Below are 6,184 nucleotides of genomic sequence, written 5' to 3'. Positions count from 1 at the left end.
GTCCCAAGCGGGGCGGGTTTCAGGTGCGGGGGTTCCAGGTGTGCGGGTTCCCGGCACTGTGGGTGTCCCGAGGCGCGGCGCCGGGGTGCGGTGCGTTACTTTCGGTTGTACAGGCGCATCGTCAAGGTCCCGAACACCGCGATGAACAGCACCGACGCCACCGCCACCCACACCATCTCCCCGGTGTCGGGCGTGCCGGCCATCAGGGACCGCACCGCCGCCACCAGCCGCGTGATCGGGTTGACGTTGACGAACATCTGCAGCCACTCGGGCATCGTCTCGGGGTTCACGTACACGTTGCTCAGGAACGTCAGCGGGAACAGCACCAGCATGCTGACCCCCATCACCGACTTCTCGCTGCGCAGCAGCAGGCCGAACATCGTCCACACCCAGGAGAAGGCGAACGAGAACGCCAGCAGCAGCGCCATCCCGCCGAGCACGCCCAGCACCCCGCCCGCCGGGCGGAAGCCCAGGATGAGGCCGACGGCGAGGATGACGGTCGAGGCGAGCAGGTAGCGCAGGACGTCGCCGAGCAGGTAGCCGACCATAGTCGACGGACGCCAGATCGGCAGGGTGCGGAAGCGGTCGAAGACGCCTTTCTCGATGTCCTTGTTCACCTCGACCCCGGTGTACATGGTGATCATCACCACGGACGTCACCATGATGCCCGGCAGCAGGTACTGCAGGTACTCGGTCGGCGAGCCGGCCAGCGCGCCGCCGAACAGGAATGTGAACAGCAGCGTCATCATGATCGGGAACGCGGTCACGTCGAACAGCTGCTCGGGCACGTGCTTGATCTTCAACATCGCCCGCCAGCCGAAGGTCATCGACGCCGACCAGGCGCTCGGCCGCTTCGGCCGTGCCCCAGGTGCGAGGACCGCGCCGAGCGACTCGGCGGCGGGGACGTAGCCGGTGCCGGACTGCGTGGTGGTGCGCATGCGGGAGCCTCCTCGGTGGCGGGGCGGTCGGTGAGTGCCAGGAAGACCTCGTCCAGGCTGGGCTGGCCGAGGGAGAAGTCGTCGACGACGATGCCGCGCTCGGCGAGTCGGCCGAGTGCGCGCGAGGCCTGCTCGGCCTCGCGGCCGGTGCCGGTCACGCGGGCGGTCAGCGCCACCGGGTCGGCCTCCAGGTAGACGGGCGCGTCGAGCGTCTCGGCGAGCACGCGCTCGGCGTCCTCGCGCTGGGCGGGGTCGCGCAGCCGCACGTGCACCGAGCCCGAGCCGACGGACGACTTCAGCTCGCCCGGCGTGCCCTCGGCGATGACCTTGCCGTGGTCGATGACCGCGATCCTGGACGCCAGCCGGTCGGCCTCCTCCAGGTACTGGGTGGTCAGCAGGACCGTGGTGCCGTGGGCGACGACGATGCGCACGATGTCCCAGACCTGGTTGCGGCTGCGCGGGTCGAGCCCGGTGGTGGGTTCGTCCAGGAACAGCAGGTCGGGCGTGTTCAGGATGCTCGCGGCGATGTCGAGCCTGCGCCGCATGCCGCCCGAGTACGTCTTGACCTGCCGCTCGCCGGCCTCGGTCAGCCCGAACGCCTCCAGCAGCTCGGCGGCCCTGCCCTTGGCCGCGGGCTTGGCGTGCCCGAGCAGCCTGGCCAGCAGGATCAGGTTCTCGGTGCCGGTCATCTCCTCGTCGACCGAGGCGTACTGGCCGGTCAGGCTCACCCGGCTGCGTACGGCGTCGGCCTCGCGCACCACGTCGTGCCCGAAGACGGTGGCCGTGCCCGCGTCGGGACGCAGCAGCGTGGCCAGCATGCGTACGGCGGTCGTCTTGCCGGCGCCGTTCGGCCCGAGCACGCCGTAGACGGCCCCGGCCGGGACGGCGAGGTCGAGCCCGTCCACGGCGCGGTTGTCGCCGAAGGTCTTGACCAGTCCGGCGGTTTCTATCGCCAGATCGCGCATGGTCGTCCTCTCCATGATCTTTACAAGACTTCGTGATCTTCATGAGACGTACGGCTGGGCGGAGCGGGCCGCGCGCAGCGCCCGGCCCCACCAGCTGAGCTGGTCGAGCACGGCGGCCACGGATCTGAGCACGTCGTCGGTGTCGCACGGGCGGCCGGTGCCGCCGATCTCGTTCCTCAGCAGGTCGATACCCACCCAGTCGCACATGGTGACCGCGTGCAGCGCCCCGAAGACGGTGCGAAGCTGCTCGACGGCGTAAAAACCGGTCGAACCCGACCCGTACGCCACGAAACCCACCGGCTTGGCCCGCCACTCGTCGTAGCCGTAGTCGACGGCCTGCTTGAGCGAGGCGGGGAAGCTCCGGTTGTACTCGGGGGTGACCACCGCGAACGCGTCGGCGGCGCCGATCGCCGCGGTGAAGCGGGACATGGACGGCGTCGCCCGTTCCGGATAGCTGCTGGGGAAGGCGTATCCGGCCAGGTCGAGGACGTCCACCGCGAGGTCGTCGCGCCGGGCGGCGTGCTCGGCGAACCAGGCCCCGATCTCGGCGCCCGCGCGGCCGGCCCGGGTGCTGCCGATGATGACCGCCACCCGTAGCGGACTGTCCGTCATGCTCCGCCCCCTCCCTGCCTCGTCACCCCTCAGGCGCTAGATCACGTGCTAGATCGGATCTAGCGGCCGGGCGATAACGTCGGGGCATGGCGGTGAAGCTGATCTACGAGACGCACGCGATCACGGTCGACAACGAGACGGGAATCGCCACCGGCTGGTCGCCCGGCGAACTGTCGCCGACCGGCGTCGAGAACGCCAGGCAACTGGGCGAGCGGCGGCGCGACGTCGACCTCGTCTACACCTCCGACCTGCGGCGGGCCGTTCAGACGGCGGAGGTGGCGTTCGGCGGCGGCAAGGAGGTCCGGCTCGACCGGCGGCTGCGCGAATGCGACTACGGCGAGTACAACGGCCGGCCGGTCGCCGAGCTGGCCCCGCTGCGCGCCCGGCACATCGACGTGCCCTGGCCGGGCGGGCAGAGCTACCGCCAGGTGGTGGCGGAGACGGCGGCGTTCCTGAAGGACCTGCCAGGCGACGGGGTGGTGCTGGTCATCGCGCACTCGGCCAACCGGTGGGCGCTGCAGCACCTGCTGCACGGGATCCCGCTGGAGGAGCTGGTCGACGCGCCGTTCGAGTGGCGTCCCGGCTGGGAGTACGAGATTTCGTGACGTGAGGGGGCGCCGGGCCCCCTCACGTCAGCCGGTTACGGACGGTTCAGGCCCAGCGTGTACGAACCCGAGCCGCTGTAGGCGTGCACCCGGTAACGGTAGTAACCCGCGGTGCCGTTGTAGCTGATCGTCTCGTCCGGGTTGGGGCTGTCGCCGCGCGCGACGGTCGCCCACGACGAGCCGTTCCACTTCTGCAGGTAGACGTCGAAGTCGACGCCGGAAGGCCCGTCCAGGCAGGCGGCGTGCGTCCCCGACGCGGTGGACTGGTAGTAGGAGTTGTTCGGCTGGTACTGGCTCTGGTTCGAGCTCAGCGTGCCGTTGTACCGCTCGCGGTAGTCCTCGCAGCCCACCGGCGGGTCCGGGTCCTGGCCGCCGCTGGTGACCAGCGTCAGCCCGCCCACCGAGAGGATCTCGCCGAGCGGCTGGAAGTACGTGGTGCCGCCGCTGGAGCAGTTGCCCGAGCCGCCCGACGTCATGCCCTGGGCCTGGTCGCCGGAGATGAAGGCGCCGCCGGAGTCGCCGCCTTCCGCGCACACCGTGGTCCTGGTCAGGCCGGACACCGTGCCCTCGGGGTAGTTCACGGTGGTGTTGAGCGCCGTGACCGTCCCGCAGTGCCACTGCGTGGTCGAGCCGGAGCGGCACACCGCGCCCTGCGGCTGGGTGACGGTCGAGCCGCGGACCGGCAGGATGCCGGCGCTGTAGCCGTTCACCACACCGGGAGCGGTCCAGTTGGAGTTGGTGGAGACCCAGGCGTAGTCGTCGCCGGGGAACGACGAGATCTGGAACGTGCCCTGGGCCACCTGGTTGTAGCCGTTCGTGGCGTCGCCGACGTCGCCGCAGTGTCCGGCGGTGGTGAAGCCGAGCTGGGTGCCGCGCCTGGCCGCGAAGCCGACCGAGCACCGGTATCCCGCGGACGGGATGTAATACGCGTCACCGCCGCGGATGTCGTAGAACAGGCGCGGGCGCTCGGCCGACGCGTCGAAGGTCACCGCGGTCGCGTCCGCGCCGCTGGCGCTCACCCACGCCCGCGCGGCGGCCTGGTCGCTGGTCTGGACGGACACCGAGTTGGTCTGCGGCGTGACGGCCCAGCTGTGTACCGAGGCCGGGGGCGCGGAACGGTCCAGGCGCTCCTTGACGGCGCCGAGCTGGGCGAGCGAGCGGGGCACGATCCTGGCGCGGGCGCCCGAGCGGGCGATGGCGCCGGTGTCGGCGGCACTGGTCGAGGCGGCGACGAGGGTGCTTTCCTGGCCTTCGTACCAGACGCCGGCGAAGCGATCACCGAGTTTCTTGCTCAGGCCGGGGGCGACGGCGTTGCCGCGGGCCTCGTTGGCCATCCGATTGATCGCTTGTTCCTGGGTGATACCGAGATCGCGCTGCAGGGACGCGATCACGCCATCGGGCGGTTTCTCCGCGACCGCGGGAGTTGCGGGCACGACTAAGGCGCCGACCGCGATCGCGATCAGCGCGGGGGTGCGGCGGAGCATCGTTGTCTCCTTGCTGCTGGGGGTGCCGTCACGGTAAGGCCGGACCCAGAAGCGGAGGAGTACTACTTCGCCCCTATCACCGTGTTATGGAGCGGTGCCGTAACCCGGGTTTCGGATGAGCCAGTCGTAGTAGACGGGGCTCCGGCGGACGGCCTCCATGTGGGCTTGCTTGGCCTGGGCGACCACCCAGGAGGCGTCCGGTGCGGTGGGATGGCGGCCGAGCAACTGCCGCCACCGTAAGGGCGCTCCGGACAGCGGCACCATCACCAGCCCCGGCGTCGGCTGGTGGGTGGCCTGGCAGAGCACCACGGCCCGGCCGACCTGGGCGAGGTGCGTGCAGGTGGGCACGTCGGTCTCGTAGATCGTTCCCGGCGTGAACCCGGCCCGCGCGCAGGCCATCGCGAAGCAGTCGCCGAAGCAACCGTCTCCTGGGGTGACCGACCATTGCTCGCCGGCCAGATCGGCCAGCTCCACCTCCTTCTCCTTGGCGACGGGATGATCCTCGCCGACCAGGATGAAGACCGGGTCGAGGCTGATCGTCTCCCACAGCAGGGTTCCGGTGGGGGTGCCCGAGTCGCCGCAGGCGCCGGTCAGCACGTAGTCGAGCCTGCCGAGCTCGACCATGCCGGTCAGCTCGTGCGTCGACCAGGAGGTGAACGTGCTCACCGTGCGTTCCGCGGCGAGCCGGTCGACCAGGCCGCCGAGTATCGGGCCGTTGGTGGCGCCGATGCGGAAGCCTGGGGATGGGGTGTGGGCGAATCGTACGGCTTCGTCCTGCAGTTCCTTCGCCGCGGGCAGGAGCACCCTGGCGCGGGCGAGAACCAGTTCGCCAAGCCTGGTCGGCCTGGCGCCATGGCGGTCACGCTCGAACAGGGCGCCGCCGAGCACCCTCTCGATGCGCTTGAGCTGGGCGGTCAGGGCCGGCTGAGCCAGCCCCAGCAGGGACGCGGCCTTACTGACACTTCCCGCGTCCGCTACCGCGCGGACGATCCTGAGGTGCCTTAGCTCGAGGTCCATAACGGGAAGGTAAGGCGGTCATCTCCCACAAACAATGCCTATATGTCAGGAATTATGACAGATATTGTCGGGTGTGTCTGGGGTAGAGGGAACCCATGACGACGATGGGAATCAATCCAGCGGAGCTCAGCGACGATGATGTCGTGCGTGAGCTGCGCCATCTGCACGCGACCCGGTCCGACACATTCTTCCATGGATCGGACGACGCATTGGCACGACACACTTCACGTACCAACGAGCTGGAGACCGAATACCTTCGGCGGTATCCGGAACGAGAGGTGGACCCGTTCAGGCTGCGGGAGGGAGCGAGGACCCGCTGATGACCGAAGGCCATGATGTGCAGGCACTGTCCGACGTCGACATCCACGTGTACGAGGCGGTGGCCGCCCAGACGGTGGAGACGGGCGGGGCCGAGCTGGACGCGCTGGTGCGGGCGTCGGGGCTGAGCGAGGCCGAGGTGCGGCAGAGCCTGGCGACGCTGATCGAGCAGGGGTACGTGGTCCCCAAGGGCGGGGGCTACGGGCTGGGGCCGCACACGTTCGAGGTCGAGTACGACTGACCGC

Annotated in this window: 8 protein-coding genes; 3 read left to right on the top strand and 5 right to left on the bottom strand. The window is 69.8% G+C overall.

From position 1 onward, the window contains the following. Positions 1–95: 95 nt before the first annotated feature. Genes HII36_RS52535 through HII36_RS52525 form a run of 3 tightly spaced genes read right to left on the bottom strand, consistent with a single transcriptional unit; the run spans position 96 to position 2,515 of the window. Positions 96–938 (bottom strand): ABC transporter permease, encoded by an 843-nt coding sequence (locus HII36_RS52535; protein ID WP_173530913.1) that lies wholly within the window; start codon positions 936–938, stop codon positions 96–98. Then, entirely contained in the window at positions 824–1,918 is a 1,095-nt protein-coding gene (locus tag HII36_RS52530) for an ATP-binding cassette domain-containing protein (protein ID WP_407940913.1), read from the bottom strand. The genes HII36_RS52535 and HII36_RS52530 overlap by 115 nt, the downstream gene beginning before the upstream one ends. A gap of 24 nt (positions 1,919–1,942) precedes the next feature. Next, positions 1,943–2,515 carry an NADPH-dependent FMN reductase gene (locus tag HII36_RS52525; RefSeq protein WP_173530912.1) on the bottom strand — a complete coding sequence of 191 codons (573 nt, stop codon included), beginning with the start codon at positions 2,513–2,515 and terminating at the stop codon, positions 1,943–1,945. An 86-nt stretch (positions 2,516–2,601) separates the two neighbouring features. Here HII36_RS52525 and HII36_RS52520 point away from each other — a divergent pair, with 86 nt between their 5' ends. Then, the gene (locus HII36_RS52520) at positions 2,602–3,120 is read left to right on the top strand and encodes a histidine phosphatase family protein (RefSeq protein ID WP_173530911.1); all 519 of its coding nucleotides are present in this window, start codon (positions 2,602–2,604) and stop codon (positions 3,118–3,120) included. A gap of 35 nt (positions 3,121–3,155) precedes the next feature. On the opposite strand, the gene HII36_RS52515 is transcribed toward HII36_RS52520, so the two are convergent. Together HII36_RS52515 and HII36_RS52510 are read right to left on the bottom strand one after the other, a co-directional pair. Beyond that, positions 3,156–4,604, bottom strand: coding sequence for a S1 family peptidase (locus HII36_RS52515; protein ID WP_173530910.1), 1,449 nt, complete (start codon positions 4,602–4,604; stop codon positions 3,156–3,158). A gap of 84 nt (positions 4,605–4,688) precedes the next feature. After that, a complete protein-coding gene (locus HII36_RS52510; protein WP_173530909.1) occupies positions 4,689–5,621 on the bottom strand; it encodes a LysR family transcriptional regulator in 933 nt (310 codons plus the stop codon). Positions 5,622–5,716: 95 nt separating this feature from the next. Between HII36_RS52510 and HII36_RS57580 the strand changes: the two genes are divergently transcribed. Together HII36_RS57580 and HII36_RS52505 are read left to right on the top strand one after the other, a co-directional pair. Continuing rightward, positions 5,717–5,941 carry a DUF6158 family protein gene (locus HII36_RS57580; RefSeq protein ID WP_328808291.1) on the top strand — a complete coding sequence of 75 codons (225 nt, stop codon included), beginning with the start codon at positions 5,717–5,719 and terminating at the stop codon, positions 5,939–5,941. Beyond that, positions 5,941–6,180, top strand: a complete 240-nt coding sequence (locus HII36_RS52505) for a helix-turn-helix domain-containing protein (RefSeq protein WP_173530908.1) — start codon at positions 5,941–5,943, stop codon at positions 6,178–6,180. The genes HII36_RS57580 and HII36_RS52505 overlap by 1 nt, the downstream gene beginning before the upstream one ends. Positions 6,181–6,184: the final 4 nt, after the last annotated feature.

This window comes from Nonomuraea antri, assembly GCF_013283785.1.
Taxonomy (GTDB): Bacteria; Actinomycetota; Actinomycetes; order Streptosporangiales; family Streptosporangiaceae; genus Nonomuraea; species Nonomuraea antri.
This window is presented reverse-complemented; position numbering and strand designations above follow the sequence as displayed.